Origin of the sequence: Pedobacter sp. G11 (assembly GCF_003860265.1) — a bacterium.
Taxonomy (GTDB): domain Bacteria; phylum Bacteroidota; class Bacteroidia; order Sphingobacteriales; family Sphingobacteriaceae; genus Pedobacter; species Pedobacter agri.
Genome location: NZ_CP034190.1, coordinates 3,428,876 through 3,445,262 on the forward strand (window position 1 = coordinate 3,428,876; position 16,387 = coordinate 3,445,262).

13 protein-coding genes are annotated in these 16,387 nt (G+C 38.0%); 3 read left to right on the forward strand and 10 right to left on the reverse strand.

The features are described from left to right. Nucleotides 1–482 precede the first annotated feature (482 nt). The 6 genes from EA772_RS14875 to EA772_RS14900 form a co-directional block, all read right to left on the reverse strand. Complete coding sequence (locus EA772_RS14875; protein ID WP_246833944.1) at nucleotides 483–1,601, reverse strand: amine oxidase; 1,119 nt, start codon at nucleotides 1,599–1,601, stop codon at nucleotides 483–485. A 32-nt stretch (nucleotides 1,602–1,633) separates the two neighbouring features. Beyond that, complete coding sequence (locus EA772_RS14880) at nucleotides 1,634–2,779, reverse strand: glycosyltransferase family 1 protein (protein ID WP_124913901.1); 1,146 nt, start codon at nucleotides 2,777–2,779, stop codon at nucleotides 1,634–1,636. Between the two features lie 2 nt (nucleotides 2,780–2,781). Continuing rightward, complete coding sequence (glf, locus tag EA772_RS14885; RefSeq protein ID WP_124913902.1) at nucleotides 2,782–3,924, reverse strand: UDP-galactopyranose mutase; 1,143 nt, start codon at nucleotides 3,922–3,924, stop codon at nucleotides 2,782–2,784. A 77-nt stretch (nucleotides 3,925–4,001) separates the two neighbouring features. Next, nucleotides 4,002–4,214 (reverse strand): hypothetical protein, encoded by a 213-nt coding sequence (locus tag EA772_RS14890; protein WP_124913903.1) that lies wholly within the window; start codon nucleotides 4,212–4,214, stop codon nucleotides 4,002–4,004. 304 nt (nucleotides 4,215–4,518) lie between these two features. Beyond that, nucleotides 4,519–4,752 carry a hypothetical protein gene (locus EA772_RS14895; protein ID WP_010603386.1) on the reverse strand — a complete coding sequence of 78 codons (234 nt, stop codon included), beginning with the start codon at nucleotides 4,750–4,752 and terminating at the stop codon, nucleotides 4,519–4,521. Nucleotides 4,753–5,072: 320 nt separating this feature from the next. After that, nucleotides 5,073–5,306, reverse strand: a complete 234-nt coding sequence (locus EA772_RS14900) for a hypothetical protein (RefSeq protein ID WP_010603387.1) — start codon at nucleotides 5,304–5,306, stop codon at nucleotides 5,073–5,075. 294 nt (nucleotides 5,307–5,600) lie between these two features. Here EA772_RS14900 and EA772_RS14905 point away from each other — a divergent pair, with 294 nt between their 5' ends. Then, nucleotides 5,601–5,780 (forward strand): hypothetical protein, encoded by a 180-nt coding sequence (locus EA772_RS14905; protein WP_029204579.1) that lies wholly within the window; start codon nucleotides 5,601–5,603, stop codon nucleotides 5,778–5,780. A 538-nt stretch (nucleotides 5,781–6,318) separates the two neighbouring features. Here EA772_RS14905 and EA772_RS14910 read toward each other — a convergent pair. After that, nucleotides 6,319–7,551: a PQQ-dependent sugar dehydrogenase gene (locus tag EA772_RS14910; RefSeq protein ID WP_124913904.1), complete on the reverse strand. Its 1,233-nt coding sequence runs from the start codon at nucleotides 7,549–7,551 to the stop codon at nucleotides 6,319–6,321. Nucleotides 7,552–7,716: 165 nt separating this feature from the next. Further along, entirely contained in the window at nucleotides 7,717–8,469 is a 753-nt protein-coding gene (locus EA772_RS14915; protein ID WP_124913905.1) for an SDR family NAD(P)-dependent oxidoreductase, read from the reverse strand. Nucleotides 8,470–8,653: 184 nt separating this feature from the next. Here EA772_RS14915 and EA772_RS14920 point away from each other — a divergent pair, with 184 nt between their 5' ends. Then, a complete protein-coding gene (locus EA772_RS14920; RefSeq protein ID WP_010599654.1) occupies nucleotides 8,654–9,115 on the forward strand; it encodes a PA2169 family four-helix-bundle protein in 462 nt (153 codons plus the stop codon). A 54-nt stretch (nucleotides 9,116–9,169) separates the two neighbouring features. Here the strand turns inward: EA772_RS14920 and EA772_RS14925 are convergent, their stop codons facing one another. Both EA772_RS14925 and EA772_RS14930 read right to left on the reverse strand, forming a co-directional pair. Further along, nucleotides 9,170–10,825, reverse strand: coding sequence for a carboxylesterase/lipase family protein (locus EA772_RS14925; protein WP_168187567.1), 1,656 nt, complete (start codon nucleotides 10,823–10,825; stop codon nucleotides 9,170–9,172). 101 nt (nucleotides 10,826–10,926) lie between these two features. Next, on the reverse strand, nucleotides 10,927–14,013 hold the full coding sequence (locus EA772_RS14930; RefSeq protein ID WP_124913907.1) for a two-component regulator propeller domain-containing protein: 3,087 nt from the start codon (nucleotides 14,011–14,013) through the stop codon (nucleotides 10,927–10,929). Between the two features lie 656 nt (nucleotides 14,014–14,669). Between EA772_RS14930 and EA772_RS14935 the strand changes: the two genes are divergently transcribed. Next, complete coding sequence (locus EA772_RS14935; RefSeq protein ID WP_124913908.1) at nucleotides 14,670–16,385, forward strand: hypothetical protein; 1,716 nt, start codon at nucleotides 14,670–14,672, stop codon at nucleotides 16,383–16,385. Nucleotides 16,386–16,387 lie beyond the last annotated feature (2 nt).

Here is a 16,387-nt window from a genome sequence, read left to right on the forward strand (position 1 = left end):
GATAAAATAACAGAAGCCTTCCATCTCTGAAAGGCTTCTTTAACAGATCTGTTAGGATCTGTAATTAATCTTCCTATCCTATCCAGGTATAGAATTCGTCCCGTGTTAAAATAATTGCTCCTATCTTAACATTACAAATGTAGGCTGGGCTTCAGTAAAAAACTATAGCCCTTTACTACCACGAATGAGTTAAAACCATGTTTAAATTTTCTTCTTTAGCTCTTGTTTATGAATTAATAAGATGATAAACATTGTTTTATATTCTACTATTTCCAAATTAATCTATTATCATGTTAGTTAATCAAAATTCAACGAGAGAACAACTAAACGCGGTCGAAGTGGGAGATGTTGTCAATGACGGAAAAGGAAATCAGGGAGAGGTTGCAAAAGTAGATATTTCTAAATTTCGGAAATTTATTCAATACATCTTTAGGATTAAAAATGATGGGAAAATTGAGATCACTAAATGATAAATCAATGATTTAAGTTGACTTGATATTTAACACTTTCATTGCAGCACTTATGGCATCAGCATAGGGTTGATAGAGGATTCTTGAAAAAGGGTTTTCAGCATCAGCATCCCATAATCCGGAGTGGTGCCAGTAATGCAAGTGATCCCAATCTGGCCGATCAATGATTGGATATAAACAGATACCTTTTAACGGCACCCCATACTGAAGCGCTTTAACACATTCGCGTGTAATCAGCTCAATCCAATTCGGGCGATGTTCTCCGGGGTGACTGGTTTCTGCAAGTACTATTGGTAAGCCGTAACGATGATAAGCTTCTACAAATAAAGAAGATAATCCTCGCCATCTCGGATCAGGATCATTGTTTGCCCAGGGAAGGCCTGAAAAATCGCTGGCTACCCATTGGTTGTTGTAGTAGAAATTAAAACCCATATAATCAATCAAGTCTTTTGAGCCTCCAAGTTCCGGACACATTTTTCCTGTGAGCATATCGGTAGCCTGGTATTGTACATCATGGCTTTCCTCGGCCTGTATAACCATTTCCATTGTTGCATCTAGTGCAGGTACAATATTAACAATAGGTTCGGTGGTCATTATTTTCGTACTCGGATCAATTTCCTTAAAAACCTTGATCGCCTGTATGTAAGCCCTGACGAGCCCATACTTCACATCCCAACCCATCCCACGGGCATAAGGCGTGGTGCTGGCATGGTCGCCACCCAACCATGAAATAAATCCCACTTCATTAATTGGCGTAACAATTAGCGTTTCGCCAGGACAATAGTCACGATAAAAATTAGCAAAAGCACTGCACACTCCTACAAACCGGTCCATAAAATGGGGATGTAAAGGACTGAGGTCATCTGGATAGCCAAAATGGCAAACGTCCCAAATCTGCTGAATACCGCCGATTCTGGCGGCGTCAATCATTTTCGCCACGGTGCTAAAATCATAGGTGTAAGGTTTCGGTTCCACGTGCGTCCACCGAATACCTTCTCTTACGGTTGATATTCCTATTTCACTGATGCGTTTATAATCAGCTGATACATTTGTAATATGCCCGGTTTCAGTAAGCAAATCTACCCGGTTTCCATAGTGGTTAAGCTGGTCTGAACATTCAAAACCAGCCATCCAAAAGGTTTTAAATGGATGTTCATCTCCCATTAACTGGCCAGTAATTTATCGGTTTCAAATAAAGTCCAGTGCATTTTCTTTTTCATTTCCTCGAAAGTATTTTCCCAGGATTTATCTGATAAAAACATGTCAACCTTATTCTTCCATTCAGCAGTATCGTTTTGGGCAATGGCATCTTCAATAGCACTGATAAACTCATCAGCATTTGATGCGATGCTCACCAGCTTTTCGATTCCGTAAGGTTTAACAACATCGCGGATAGGTGTAGAAACTACTCTTAAACCGGCTGCAAGATACTCTGGCGTTTTCGTTGGACTGATAAAGCGGGTAGAGTTGTTAATTGCAAAAGGAATCAAAGCAACATCCCAGCCTGAAAGATACGCAGGTAGGTCTTGATAATTTTTTTGACCTAAATAATGAAGATTAGGTCCTGTCGGCAAGCTTTCCATCGCTACTTTTACTACCGGCCCTAACAATACAATTTGCCATTCCGGTCGTTTTAACGCAATTTCCTCAATCAGCTTTGCATCAAAGCGTTCATCAATTACCCCTACAAAACCAAGTTTAAACCCGTCAATATCTGCCTGGTCAGCTGGTTCCTCATCTGCAGTGCGAGCCTTGCTAAAGTGCATTTTATCAATACTACTTGGAAAAACGTGTATGTTATTGTGCTGATCTTTTTTTGCTTCGTGTAGCGAATGCCCGCCGGTGAAAACAACATCTGCCGTTTTAAGTAACATTTTTTCCAGTAATACCAATTCTTTGGGTGCGAAATCAAAGGCAGAAAGTTCGTCCATGCAATCAAACACCGTTAATGCCGCAGTATGATGATCGGAAAATTGAAGTGCCATAGGGGTGTAGTACCAGAATATCCAGTCATTTAAATCTGTCTCTCCAATAAATTCCGTTAATAATTTTCGCATTAACAATTTTTCCAGCTCCTGATCTAAACCAAATGGAAGGTGCGGCGTAACAATGGTTAACTGCTCATGCCTATTGTCTATCGCGAGATAACCAGTTTCTAGATTTTCAAAAATGGGCTCTTCCAGAATAAAAACATTCATTTCAGCAGCAAAACGGCTCATTAAATGCTGTGGACGTTGGAAAACGAAATCCCAGCGAAGGTGCGAAAAACATAAAAGGTTTTTGGGAAAAAGGGGTTTTTGGATATTCATATTTATGATATTGGGTTAGGGATAGCATTTAAAGATGCAAAATGAGTGGAAACTGTTTTAAGTGCAGAGCCGATCACCTGATGCATATCGTAATATTGGTAATTGGCAAGCCTGCCGCCGAAGATAACATGCTGCTCACTTTTACTCAGCGTTTTATATTTCTCAAAAATTTCGCTATTGTTTTTGTCGTTTATTGGATAGTAAGCTTCCTTGTCTGGTGTCCAGTCTTCAGGAAATTCTTTCGTAATAATCGTTTTCGGCTGGGTGCCAAATTCAAAATGTTTATGTTCGATAATCCTGGTATAAGGAATATCTCGCTCAGTGTAGTTTATTACGGCATTTCCCTGATGGTTTTCTTCATCAATTATTTCATGTTCAAATCTTAAGCTTCTGTATTCCAGTTTACCAAATTTGTAATTGTAAAACTGATCGATATTTCCGGTAAATACCGTATGCTCAGCCCTGTCATTCCACTGCTGTCTGTTATTAAAATAATCAGTTTCCAATCGTACTTCACAATTACCTAAAAGGCCATCTATAAGTTTGTTGTAACCTCCAATGGGGATGCCTTGATATTTGTCGTTGAAATAATTGTTATCGTAAGTAAAGCGAACGGGTAATCTTTTAATGATAAAGGCCGGCAAATCAATCGCCGATCGGCCCCACTGTTTTTCTGTGTAACCTTTAATTAGTTTTTCATAAATATCGCTGCCCACTAATGAAATCGCTTGTTCCTGCAGGTTGGCTGGCGTTGTGATTAGCGCCTGATCAATTTGAGATTTAATCTTATTTTTGGCTTCCTGAGGTGTTTTTACTCCCCATAGTTGATAGAAAGTATTCATGTTAAAGGGAAGGTTAAACAATTGTCCTTTATAATTCGCCATCGGACTATTGGTGTACCTGTTAAATTCTACGAATGAATTCACATAATCCCAAATTACCTTATCGTTGGTATGAAAAATATGGGCACCGTATTTATGAACATTGATATCTTCTGTCTTTTCACAATAAACGTTACCACCAACATGATTTCGCTTATCAATGATTAAACATTTTTTGCCTAGCTTCATCGCTTCATGAGCGAATACACAGCCAAAAAGCCCGCTACCCACAATCAAATAATCATATTCTTTTTTTTTACTCATATTAACAAGGGATAGTTTTTGATATCGGTTTACCAAATAATATTGCAATCAGGTTGAGGATTCTCGATAAAAGACAATTAATCAACTTCTATCGTTCTTCCGTTATCGTAAGTAAATACGAAAGAAAAAGTTCCATCATCAGGCTTGTGCATAGCTAATGCATTTGCTCTTTTAATTAATGCTTTTACGTCAGCATCACTTCGAAATATGATTGTTAGCTCATTCGTTCCCGTTTGTTCTACATCAAAAATTTCATCCGAGAGTTGACGATATTTTAAGATGTCAATCATATTGAAATAAAATATTATGGTAATTTGTATCCAAAGAACCCACATTAATTACCATTGTTTAGAAATTTGGATAATCGCGTAGTGCGCCCCGATGCGTACGTATTTATCACGTATTTAAAAACGAATGTCGAAGAATAGGATTAATAAAAGCTAATGTTAATAGCAAAGAAAGGTATTGAACAACAATAAGATTAAGTAGGAGAGATGTCTGCTGAAAATGATTTGATCAGACGAAATAAGGATAGTATTTACTTAGGATGTAAATAAAAGAAGCGCTAATAGTTAGCGCTTCTTCAATGTGATATTAAGCAGCGTGAACTACTTCAAAGCCTCCATACATGGCCATCTCTGCAGAATGTTCAACGGTTAATTTTAATTTCATTTTTTCAATAAGCTCCCGGGCTGCGGTGATGCTTCTATGAAGGTCGTTATTTCCCCTAATTTCAATGCCTCTGGTTAATAATTTAAACTTGCTAGGCTGAAATTTATCGATGAATTTTTGAAGATCCTCGCTAATTTGAGTAGTGGTCTTTTGCATAGTTTCTATTTTAATTTACATGTAAATAAATTCATGGCTGGTTTTGTTTACTGAGTTTTATCAACAGGTAATTAGTTATAAACATATTTTACTGCAGCTATTTGAAAATCTGATTTTTATCGTTTCAAATTTTTTTTTCGGAAAAAATAAACATCAGGTAATTCATGTTGTATTAATGACTTCCCCTCATATGATTAGCTTTTCACCGAGGTTACGTGTTAGTTTTTCCTTGCGGTGCTAACACAAGCAACTACAGTACTTCAAATAAAAAAGGCTGGCTCATTTAAAGAACCAGCCTTTTTATTTACTTAATTTTTCAATTAAGATTTTAGGCTATCGAATACGCCAGCAAGGCTGCCGCCGATATTATTACCTAAAGAGAACGACGTACTGCTAGATTCATCTCCATCCTGAGTAGAATTAGAGAATGATAACAAGTTACCAATGCTTAAAGCACCTCCTAAACCACCAGAACTTGCAGAATCATTGTTACCAAAAATTCCACCACCGTTAATTTCTTTCATTTCGTTTAAATTCAATTCTTGCATTTTCATAATATCAAGTTTTAAATGTTGCCTACTCTGTTATAGATTTTCAGCTTCTTCTGTTTCCGGATTTAACCGTCATTTAAAGTAATAAACGCAAACGCCAAGCCATAAGATTTTTGAGAAGCAATGTTAAACACAACGAAGATGAATAAGTTAAAGCACTGTGTTGTAGATAATTTAAAACATTTGTTTTTATTGCTGTCTAAAAGAAAATAGGGCGACAAGCTGAAAAAAGCAAAACTTAGTGAGCATTACCGCGGTTGTAAATTTCACTATAACTTAATACCAAAACTTATGAATATGGACCCAAAAGACAAAAAAGATTGGAATGATCAGGAAGATCAACAAAATGACGACGGCTATCTGCAAGACAAAGATGAGGATAATGACGTGCAGGAGGGATTAACAGGCGAAACGGATGATGATGAGGACGTATCTGGTGACTTAGCCGGTAATGCCGCGGGGAATCCTGAAGATTAATTACCAGGTTTGATATTCGCTAATCTTAAAACTACAATTTAAGGTTAGTGAATATTTCGAAACTGATTATTCATATTGCACCAACAATACGCATAACATTTTCTTCAGCATTCTCGAATAACTGCAATAAATTATGATGATATACTTCTACTGTTCATTCACTTTACTCAGCCCCGACTGTTATTGCCCTGGCCAATTTTATTAATGATACTCCACGCGAAAATTGTCCAAACACAGATTACTGTGCTAATTCCTAACTCAAAGTCGGCGATTTTACCAGATATTAGTAATGCAGTAGCGGATATCAGACAGGAAACTAAGAAAAACAGGATATTTTTCATAAAGATCTGATTTAATTACTATTAACTGTCGTCAAGATAATAAAAAAGTTCGGCGTTGAGAAATTATTTTTAATTTATTAAGTTAATAATCAATATTTTAGCTGGTATTGCTATTTAGCGTTTAAAAATTAAATCTTAAGTAAAAAAGCGTGGCAAAATTACTTCTACCACGCTTCGCAAATAAATACATTTAACTTTTATGACCGATCAATTCGATAAAGCCTACCTCCATCTGTGATGGCGTAAAGCGCATTGTCGGTTCCCTGCGTAATATCTCTGAATCTCTGATTTTCGCTGGCTAATAATCTTTCTTCTCCCATTACCCGGTTATTTTCAATCACTAACCTTACGATATGTGTTGCACTTAGTGATCCTATGAATAAGTTATTTTGCCATTCTGCAATGCGGTTACCTGTATAGAATGTCATGCCGCTTGGTGAAATCACCGGATCCCAATAATAAACAGGCTGTTCAAGTCCATTTTGTTGTTGGATAGGAGCGCCAATTGCCGCACCGCTATATTCTATTCCGTAGGTAATCGTTGGCCAGCCATAATTTTTGCCCGCCTGCAGCCGGTTTATTTCATCACCACCCCTCGGACCATGCTCTCCCTGCCAGATTTCACCAGTTACCGGATGCATCGCTAAGCCTTGAGGATTACGGTGACCGATGCTATATAATTCTGGTAATGCACCAGAACCAGAAAATGTTGGATTTCCTGTAGCTGGCAAACCATTTGTCGTAATCCTCACAACTTTGCCAAGACCAGAAGAAACCGATTGTGCCAGCGGACGGGTAGCTAAATCAGATCTTTCTCCGGTGCTAACCACTAAATTTCCACTGCGATCAAATAAAATTCGACCACCATAATGTAAAGTGCCATTGTAAGCCGGGCCAGCCCGATAAATTACAGTAGCGTTTTCAATGTTCTGTTCGTTTTGAGAAAGTCGCCCTTTGGCTACAGAAGTTTGAGTACCACCAGCAACATTTTCAGAAAATACCCAATATACCATTCTGTTGCTGGTGAATTGTGGGTCGATGCAAAGTCCGAGTAAACCACCCTGACCCGAAGAATTTACGGCAGGTAAGCCTGTAATAGGCGTACTTAAGGCGCCGGAAGGAGTTGCAATGCGCATCGTACCCGCTTTTTGGGTGATGAGCAAGCGGCCGTCGGGTAGTGCAGTGATGCCCCATGGTGCAGTTAAACCTGAACTGATGGCGGTACCCTGAAAAGCTGCAGTTGTACGAACGGCTTTCACCCTTGTTTGCCCATTAAATGCAGGCTTGTAACTTGTATTTGGAGCATTTGTTTCTACGCCAGGTCCATCAGTAGGATTTGGTTCAGTATCCTCATTTATTTCATTTTTAGAACAGGCAGTTATGCAGAGCAATGTACTTGCTAATGCGATAAAGTGAAATTTTGATTTCATAATTTTAGTTTTAGGGTTGATGCAGTAACTATAATGCTAACAATTTGAGAACAGCTTGGTTTGAATAGTTTGCAATTTGTAAGTTGATTTCGATAGTCAAAAAATCAAAAAAAAGACCAGGTCCTTTTTTGAACCTGGTCTTATTCTCCTATTAAAACGTTTATTCTAAACAGCAGTATAACCACCATCGGCAATAATGTAGCTTCCTGTGGTAAACGAAGATTTTTCTGAACTTAAAAAAGCCACCAAATCCGCTATTTCCTGAACAGTTCCCAGCCGATTGATTGCACTTTTTGCAGCCACTGCTTTCATGGCTTCCTCGCTTAAATTTGCAGTGAGAAGGGGCGTTTCTATATAACCTGGACCAACTGCATTACACCTTATATTTTTTTGTGCGTATTCAACTGCAATATTTTTAGTTAAGCCCACAACGGCATGTTTTGAAGCGGTATAAGCCGGACTGTTTGGCGCAGCAACCTGTCCGTGGATAGATGCAATGTTAATAATGGATCCGCCACCGTTTTTTTCCATTTGTGCCAACTGATATTTGCAGGCATAAAAAACACCGTTCAAATTTAGTGCGATTACACGATCCCACTCTTCTGGCTCATAATCTCCTGTTGGTTTCGCAGGACCACCCATTCCTGCGTTATTGCAGGCAATATCTAAACGCCCAAAATGGCTTACCGTTTCCTCTACCAATCTTTTGTTTTCTTCCGCTTTTGAAGAATCAGCCTTGATCGCAATGGCTTCTCCACCATTGTCTTTAATTAAACTTACAGTTTCGTTTGCATGTTCTTCATTAATATCAGCAACTACAACCTTCGCACCTTCAGCAGCGTACGTAATTGCGATTGCTCTTCCTATTCCTGACCCAGCGCCAGATACAATGGCGACTTTGTTATTTAATATAGACATAATATTCATTTTTAAAATTCTAATTAACAAACGGACTGTTACCGTTAATGTTTGTCAGCTAAAAGTGTTTTATCAAATTGGAAAGCGTAAGGATATTTTTCATCCAAATATTTGAGTTGGTAAAACTTTAAATGAAAGAGCTTGTTATAATATCACACTACCAATTATAGAATTATAATTTACTATGGAAAATCAAGAAAAAACAGTAGAGGTATTAAATGACCTTATTCAAATTAACAATGACAGAGCTGACGGCTTTGATAAAGCTTCAAAAGACCTAAGTGAAGAAAACATTGATTTAAAAGCAACTTTTGACAAACTATCATCAGATAGTAGAGCAAACGTAACTGAACTTGCGGGTTTAGTAGGCAGAAACAATGAAGATCCAGATACGGGAAACACTATTTTAGGAACATTACACAGAGCATGGATCGATATTAAGGCAAGCTTTGGAGGTGATGATCGCCATAGCATTTTAGCTGAATGCGAAAGAGGGGAAGATGCTATTAAAAAAGCATATAAAGATGCCCTTCAGGAAAATGAATTAGGTGAAAACGTAAGATCAGTTTTGCTTAAACAACAAGATGGTATCAATATTAGCCATGATGCAATTAAAGCATTACGCGATGCACATAAATCGTTGTAATTGATTTAAAATCAAAAAAGCTGCATGTTTTCATGCAGCTTTTTTTTTGCCGGTTTATTCTCCAAAACTTATTTTCTGTAAAAGCAAATATCGATTTTTCGTGGTATCTGCCTCTGTTTCTACTTTACTGGGTAAGCCTATTCTTAAAAACCTGTTGGTCTGAGTGCTTCTTAATTGTGGCCAGTTCACAAGATTATTTTGGTTCTGACTTTCGCCGTTCGGATTACCTGTGCGAATAAAATTTACAAAATAAGACTGCATCTGCTTCGACACAAGATAATCTCCTGGTTTCCAGGCGTAGTTTCCTTGTACTTCTAAGTTTCCTAAGGCATATTCTATTTCTGCGGCATGGAATGCTGATCCTGTAATGGCTTTATTGATTAATTTTTTTAGAATAACCTGGAAAAAGTTACCATCGTTAATGGTTTTGGAAGTTAGGCCTGGATGGGGCTGATCGAACAAATAACGATATACAGGAGCCTCGCTTTTCGCATGTAATTCGGCCAACTGCCAGGTTCCGTAGTTAATGAGCCAGTCGCTACCTAACTTAGATCCGGCTATTTTTGCCTCAGCCTTTGTTTTAACCGGGTAGTATTTTAATAGCTCCTCAGCATCTTCACCATAAATTTTATTTACCCTTTCCCTGAAATTTTCAGGATTAATTCTTCTGAGCCTGTAAAAAGCCAATGCCGGAACTTCATCAGCATTCCAACCTACCAAAAGCGGAACTTTGGCCTGATTACCTGCCTGAAAAACATCTATCGGAAACTGGTTCAAAAAATAACCATCAACGGTTGGCTTGAACCTTCTTGGGTCGCCTTTGGAGGCAATTTTTAATAACCGCTTTTCGTCAATTTGTCGCATTGCTGCAATCGAGGTGCTTTTTGTTAGTGCAGCAAAATCTATCCCCATTTTCTCAGAGGCTTTTTTTGATTTGATTAACCTGCGTGAATCCAATAGGGAACTACTTTGAGCAATAGCTGCAGCAAAAAGCCCTTTAGAGAGTGGAGATGCCATGTGTGCGCTAACAGATTGTGCCCCTACGGATTCGCCACCAATAATAATGCGATAAGGATCACCGCCAAATGCAGCTATGTTGTCACGAACCCATTTTATCGCAGCCACCTGATCGAGTAAACCATAATTCCCGGAGGCACCCCATTTGTTCTCTTTGGCCAAATCAGGGTGCGCTAAAAAACCAAAAACGCCAAGCCGGTAATTAATTGAAACGTATACAATGCCCTGCTTCGCCATACTTGCACCATCATACGCGGGCTGCGATCCATCTCCATGTATAAATGAGCCGCCATGAATAAATATATAAACAGGTTGAGGTTGGTCATTTGCCTTCGCCGTGCTCCACACATTTAAATAAAGGCAGTCTTCGCTCATTTCTTCAGATCTGAATTCATACAAGATACCTGATTTCTGAACCGGCCTGGCACTAAAATCAATGGCTTTTCGAACGCCCGGCCATTTTGCTACAGGTTCTGGCGCTCGCCATCGTAAATTTCCAACAGGTGGTTTGGCATAAGGAATACCTTTGAAAATATAAACACCATCTTTCATCCTTCCTTCCAATAAACCTTCGTTAACAGAAACCTGAACCCGGGCTGATTGGGCAAATAAACTAAAACTGCTTAATAGGAAAAGCGTTTGCAAGGCTACCCTAAACTTTAATATGAACTTTTTTTTTCTCGGGATCTTCATCTGTGTTGCAAATATAATCAATACCATTCGATGGAATTGTGTCATGAAAGCAACATTCTTATGCAGATTTAAATATAAAAGAATTAGGATAATGCCTAGAATTACCGCTCATCAGGTTCATCAAAAAAAGGTAAACATACTTCGGCAATTGTTCCGCTCTGATTTTTTCCTGATGTAATGGAGAAACTTGCCCTTACACTGTTCGGATTCTGTTTGTTGATCATTTCAATCCTCTCTTTGATAGAAGCTAATCCCATAGATTTTTCTTTAATACCACTGAAACGATTTGTTTTGGTTTCGGTGCCGTAGCCAATTCCATTATCCTGAACAGAAATACAAATTCCATTATCGGTTTTAATCAATGTCACTTTCAATTGTCCACCGGTTTGTTCATGAGCAATCAGGCCATGCAAAATGGCATTCTCGATTAAAGGTTGAATAAGCATTGGCGGAAGATGAATACTTTTTAGCTGAATATCATCGTCTACTTCAAAATCGTAAGTAAAAAGTCCAGCGTATCGCATTGCTTCCAGTTCGGTATATAACATTAAAGCTTTCCATTCCTTATCAGCCGTAACCAAACTTTTGGTTGAGTTTTCTAATATCAGCCTGCTCAAAGCTGCAAACTTTTGTATCAATCGAGAAGCCGTTTTTTTGTCATTTTCCATGATATAGGCTTCAATTGAATTGAGTACATTAAAAATGAAATGCGGATTCATCTGTGAACGGATGGACTTAAGTTCACTTTCTGACAGCCTTTGTTTGATCAGAAACTGATTGCGTATAAAAATTATCCTTCGTCTGACCAATAGAAATATGGTGACAACAATCAGAAGGACGCACAATATCCTAAACCAGTTTTTTTCGTACCAGTGTGGCAGTACGGTGATAAGAAGTTGCTCTTCTGCACTAAAAACTTCATCATTATTGCAACCTTTAATATAAAGCACATATTTACCATTTGGCATGCTTCCTAAAGCGATATCACCGTTTTTTACCTGTTGCCATGCCGCATCTTTTCCAATTTTATAAAAATATTTATTCTCTTGCGGTGCAGTATAACTGGTTAAGGCAAAATGAATGTTCACTATTTTTGTACCTGGCTTAAGGATAATTGCCTTTGTATGGCCGCTGATATGTATTGTCTTTTCTTGTCCATCAGCACTGAGATCCATAAAGATGACCCGAGGTACTGCCGTGTTCGATTTAATATTATAGGGGTTAAAACGCGTAACATAACCACTGTAACTTAACAAGAAATGTCCTTCTTTATCAATCTCAAAAAAGCCGTGTCCTTCATATTGAAAAGGCAGGCCATTATTGAAATTAAAATAGGTGAAAGTTTTTTTTCTATCGTATTTAATAATTCCTTGTTGTGATGGAATCCATAAGTTTCCGGTGGTATCAATGAGAATCCGTTTCAGATAATTTTCTGGTAACTTCATTTTATGGTTGATGAGCAATCCGGTTTTACGCTTCTTGTCGATTTTCATCAATCCAATATCCGAAACGGCCCAAATCACGTTTTCTTTGTCTTGTGTGATATCAGTTACCCAGGTTACATCACGTATTTTTCCATCAATATCTTTAATGGTAATTTTGTCGAAAGCATTTCTTGCTGGATTGAAAACGCTGATGCTTTTTGTAGCACCAATCCAAAAGTCATCCTGTTTGTCAATCAGGCCTGAATAAACCGATCCATCAATGTCTTTGCCATCAGGCAGGTATTGTTTAATAAATTTTTCGGTCGAGGGATTGAAGAGATAAATCCCATTTTGCCTGGCCCTGATCCAGAATTTACCATCCTTTCGTTTATATAATTTTGAAATCACTAGGTTATCTTTATTGCTAGTATCAACCGGAGGGAAAAATATTTTGTAGCGATTGCCGGACTTCTTCACCAGGCCAGAATCTGTGCTAAACCAAAAATTCTTTTCATCATCCCTATATATGCTGTTAATTGATTTGCTCAAAAAACTCTTTGCAGTTTCTGGTATTTGCGCAATATGGGATAGCAGCTGCCATTTCTTACTAAAAGTATAAATGCCCTTGGCATAATAGCAGGTAATGTAAAAGCGGTCTTCCGTTTCAAGCATATTGTTCGGGATACCCAATAGTTTTGGATTATTGAGCTTGATCTGCTGATAAAGCGGAATATTTTCAAAATTTTGAAAGTTCGGGTCGACAATGCTAATACCGTTATCGGTTGATAACCATAAACGGTTTTGCCTGTCTTTAGCAATGTGATAAATGTTAAAAGCATTTAATGCCGCTGGATTAAGCTCGTCTGATATATATCCTTTTATTTCATCGTTCTTTAAATTTTTTAGTATAAAACCGCCACTTGCAGCAACACAAAGCCACTTGTTTTGGTTATTGTCTGTCCACTCTGCAATATCGTTAACCCGCCTGCTAGGTCTTTTTAAAAACGGGATATTGATTGGCTTTAAGATATTTTCTTTTGAGTAAAAGGCGTTCAGGCCGCCTTCTGCTTTGCCAATGTAACTATTTCCGTCAGAAGCCTGATATAGCGATAATATATTATCCTGCTGACTATAGGGATGTATTTTTTTATTTCGCTGATCGATTAAATATAAGCCCTTATAACCCAAAGCCCATAATCTGTGGTTTTTGTCTTCTTTTATCAGGTTGAAAGCATTATGGTCTTCAGCTGTTCCTGGCGCCGGCGGGAAAGTGAAAAATGTATTTTTGCGATAATCAAAAAGCTGTATTCCGTTGCTGGTAGCAATCCAAAGATTGCCTTTGCTATCTACAAAAGGCGCACAGTTATAATTATGCGCTAAGCTATTTTTATTTTCAGGCTGATGAAAATAATTAACAGCTTTACCAGTTTGCGGATTAAATCGAGATAAACCTTTTGCAGTACCCAACCATAGCTGATGCTCCTTGTCGGCAGCAATGTTTATGATTACATCATTACAAATCGAGGTGCTATCGGTATCGCTATGTTTAAACTCTTTAATACCGGTTCCATCATATCGGTTTAGCCCTTTAGCAGTAGCAATCCAGATAATTCCATTTTGATCTTCGTAAGTGCAGCGTACGGCGTTAGTGCTTAAGCCATCTCTTACTGTTATCTGGTTAAATTTTAAATTAGGAAAAAGCTGCGCTTTAGCGGTGTAACCACCAAAAGCAAGAATAATTAAAGAAACTATCCACGTTTTCATAATTATTGAGCGATAATTAATTTAGTGATGATACCTCGATATCAAAATAACACATAAATATACCAAGTAACATTAATTTATACTAAGCCAAATTGCCCATCCACTCATTTATATTGCCACTCTGCTCAGCCGATAGGAATTGTGCACAAAACCAGCATCAGGTTTGATGTTTCGAAAGAAAATTTTGAGTGATAAAAAAGGTGCTGGAAAATCTTCAAGCAAGATTAGTTTGCCAGAAAAATAATCGAGAAATAAACAAGAACTGCCCACCGCAGAAGGCATTTATCTGGTTGATAACACCAATATTATCAGGGTAGAGGCCAAGAGTAACTATAGTGTTTTATTCTTTCTGACACGTGCAAAAGAAAGAAAATTTAATGCAACCATTATTCTGATTTCAAATGATTATTAGTGTTCTAAGGCTCAACTGATTTAGTTGAGCCTTTTTATTTTCTAGGATTTTTGGCAACTCAATTTGAGTCGAAAATATTATTATTTTAATTGCAATGCCTAAGCAACTTGTTATTTGCTTGTGCCTTAAATGAGCTCACTCATCAAAAATCCTCATTCGCTCAATAAAAGTACTTACTCAATCACTAGCTATAAATGGGGTGAATTAAAGCTGTTTTTTTGATTGCTAAATTAATAGAACAGCTATGAAACAATTCTTATTTTTCATTAGAAGGTTAAGCTGCCTCCTCGCATTATTCGTGTTAACCAAGCCTTTATTTGCACAAGATATCGCAAATATCAAAAATGCAAAACCATTTAGTTATAGCGGTGCATTAGAGGTTCGCACTATTGGTTATCAAATGAATGGTGCCGCAAACCGCCGTAATCCATTTTCACTGATTTTAAGCGGGAGTCCTACGTTAAGCATTTATGGTTGGGATGTTCCTTTCAGTGTGGTATATACAGATCGGAAAACGAATTTTCAACAGCCGTTCAATCAATTTGGGTTAAGCCCAACCTATAAATGGATCACCTTGCATGCAGGTTATCGTAATGTTAGTTTTTCTCCATACACTTTAGGCGGCCATACCATGTTGGGTGCCGGAGTGGAACTCAATCCTGGCAAGTTTAGGCTGGGTTTTATGTATGGGCGATTAAATAAGGCCACCGTGATTGATACGCTAACACAATCACTGGCACCACAAGCTTTTAACCGTAAAGGTTATGCCGTAAAAGTTGGCTATGGCTCGGCAAAAAGTTTCATTGATTTCAGCTATTTAAAAGCGAAAGACGACAGCACAGGTTTTGTCCGCAGTCAGCTGAATAAACAATTTAACCCTATTGCGCCTGCCGGAAACACGGTTTTAGGTTATAAAGGACAGATTACTTTTCTGAAATATTTCCTAATAGAAAGTGAAGCTGCGGTGAGTTTATACACCCGCAACTTGTATACTACTCTGCCATTAGATTCTTTGGAAGATCCGATTTTAAAAACCATAAAAAAATATGCACACATAAATGCAACCAGCGAATTATATACTGCTTTTAGTGCTGGTGTGGGGTATCGCGATAAAAAATATGGCTTAAAAATAAACTATCGCCGTATTGATCCTGAATTTAAATCGATGGGTGCCTATTTTATTACTTCAGATATTGAGGCCTGGACCATCGCACCCTCATTTCTGGCCTGGAAAAATAAGATCAGCTTTAATGGGAGTGTTGGTATCCAAAAGGATAATCTTCAAAACCAGAAAAACGCCACCAATAAAAGATTCATTGGTGCAGGAAATGCAACGATACAATTTACCGATAGGTTTGGTATGGATGCCAGTTACAGCAATTATTCCAATAACCAGAGTCCTAATACCGTACGTTTTGCCGATTCATTAAGAATTGTGCAAACCACTGAAATGTATAGCCTGATGCCCAGGTATATATTTAGCAACGAAAAATATAGTCACATGATTACCCTCGCGGCTACACTCAGCAACCTGAACGATTTTAATCAGTTTTTTGGTGAAAGTGCAGTGAGTAGAAACATGGATACTAAACAGTTTTTAGCAAGTTATAATATTGGCTTTGTTAAGCAAGGCATCAACCTCAATACCAGCATTAACTCTACCCAATTGAAAGGAATGGGCATCGATCAAACCTATACCGGCTTTTCTGTAGGAGGAGATATCACCATGCTTAAATCTTTATTGCGAATGTCAACTAACCATTCGATAACAATTGGGGAGCAAGCCATCGGTAAGAGTTTGATTTACAACGGCTCCTTTAATACGAAATATAGGGTTAGAAAGGGGCATAACATCGATTTCGGACTTTACTTTTTAAGTAACGCTCCGGCAAATACCGAAGGATTACAGCAAAAATACAGCGAGTTAAGAGGGGAATTAGCCTATCAAATAAAATTTTAGTC